Genomic DNA, 2123 nt, shown 5'->3' on the forward strand with positions numbered 1-2123 from the left:
CCGCCGCAGGGTGGCCGCAAGCATCCGCAGCAGGAATTCCTGCAGGTCGACACCGCCAACATCCTGTTCATCTGCGGCGGTGCCTTCGCTGGCCTCGACAAGATCATCTCGGACCGTGGCCGCAAGACCTCGATCGGTTTCGGCGCGACCGTTGCTTCACCCGAGGATCGCCGCACCGGTGACCTGTTCCGCCAGGTTGAGCCGGAAGATCTCTTGAAATTCGGCCTGATCCCGGAATTCGTCGGCCGTCTGCCCGTGCTGGCCACCCTTGAGGACCTCGACGAACCGGCCCTGATCCAGATCCTGACCGAGCCGAAGAACGCGCTGGTCAAGCAGTATCAGCGCCTCTTCGAGATGGAGAATGTCGACCTGACCTTCCATGAGAATGCGCTGTCCGCCATCGCCAAGCGCGCCATCGAGCGCAAGACAGGCGCGCGCGGTCTGCGCTCCATCATGGAAGCCATCCTGCTCGACACCATGTTCGAACTTCCTGCGCTGGAAGGCGTGCGCGAGGTGGTGATCTCGGAAGAGGTGGTCTCCGGCAACGCCCGGCCGCTCTACATCTATTCCGAACAGAAGGAAAAGAAGGGCTCCGTCAGCGCCTGATAAAGGTCGTGGCCCATACTTTTTATGGAACGGCGCCCTTGTGGCGCCGTTTTGCTGTGCGGGGATGATGCACCTGGTGACGGAGTGGATGAACTGGCCGCGTTAACCCTTGATCTTTGGCTCGCTTGCATCCACCTAACAGCGGAAGGCCGAAGTGCTGAATTCTGTGCTGTAAAACTCCCGTCACAAACGGTGGTAGGCGGAACGACACTCGGTCGTTAATATGAGATTCGCGGTTGGCTCAATTAGCGGCCGCGACATGAAAGGTTGGACAATGGCCAGAACATCCAGGGCTCCCGGCGACGGCGTCTTCGCGGTCCTCCCACTGCGCGACATCGTCGTGTTTCCGCACATGATCGTTCCGCTCTTCGTCGGGCGCGAGAAGTCGATCAAGGCGCTGGAAGAAGTGATGGGTCAGGAAAAGCAGATCCTGCTTGCCACCCAGATGAACGCAGCCGACGACGATCCTGAACCCGATGCGATTTTCGACATCGGCACGCTCGCCAATGTGCTGCAGCTTTTGAAGCTACCCGACGGCACCGTTAAGGTGCTGGTCGAAGGCGCCTCGCGCGCCAAGATTGCTTCGTTCACCGACCGCGCCGATTTCCACGAGGCCCGCGCCACCGCGCTGGTCGAGCCGGAAGAGGAAGAGGTCGAGATCGAGGCGCTTGCCCGCTCGGTCGTCACCGACTTCGAGAACTACGTCAAGCTGAACAAGAAGATCTCGCCGGAAGTGGTTGGCGCCGCCAGCCAGATCGACGACTATTCGAAGCTCGCCGACACGGTTGCCTCGCATCTCGCGATCAAGATCCCCGAGAAGCAGGAAATGCTCGCCACGCTCTCCGTCAAGGAGCGGCTCGAAAAGGCGATGGGCTTCATGGAGGCCGAGATCTCGGTTCTTCAGGTGGAGAAGCGCATCCGCTCGCGCGTCAAGCGCCAGATGGAGAAGACCCAGCGCGAGTACTACCTCAACGAGCAGATGAAGGCGATCCAGAAGGAGCTCGGCGAGGGCGAGGACGGCCGCGACGAGGCCGCCGAGATCGAGGCGCGCATCAAGAAGACCAAGCTCTCCAAGGAGGCCCGCGAGAAGGCGGAAGCCGAGTTGAAGAAGCTGCGCTCGATGTCACCGATGTCGGCTGAATCGACAGTGGTGCGCAACTATCTCGATTGGCTGCTGTCGATCCCGTGGGGCAAGAACTCCAAGGTCAAGCAGGATCTTGCCTATGCGCAGGACGTGCTCGATGCCGATCATTTCGGCCTCGACAAGGTCAAGGAGCGCATCGTCGAGTATCTCGCGGTGCAGAGCCGCCAGAAGAAGCTGAAGGGCCCGATCCTGTGCCTCGTTGGCCCGCCCGGCGTCGGCAAGACCTCGCTCGGCAAGTCGATCGCCAAGGCGACCGGCCGTGAGTTCATCCGCATGGCGCTCGGCGGTGTGCGCGACGAGGCCGAGATCCGCGGTCACCGGCGCACCTATATCGGCTCGATGCCCGGCAAGGTCATCCAGTCGATGAAGAAGG

2 protein-coding genes are annotated in these 2123 nt (G+C 61.4%); both read left to right on the plus strand.

The genetic code is table 11. The features are described from left to right. A partial coding sequence (locus Q0L57_RS13170; protein WP_296743265.1) for an AAA family ATPase occupies positions 1 to 606 on the plus strand: 606 nt, incomplete at its 5' end. A gap of 274 nt (positions 607 to 880) precedes the next feature. Beyond that, the coding region (locus tag Q0L57_RS13175; protein ID WP_296743267.1) for an LON peptidase substrate-binding domain-containing protein at positions 881 to 2123 on the plus strand (1243 nt) is incomplete at its 3' end.

The organism is Mesorhizobium sp. (assembly GCF_024509055.1).
Lineage (GTDB): Bacteria > Pseudomonadota > Alphaproteobacteria > Rhizobiales > Rhizobiaceae > Mesorhizobium.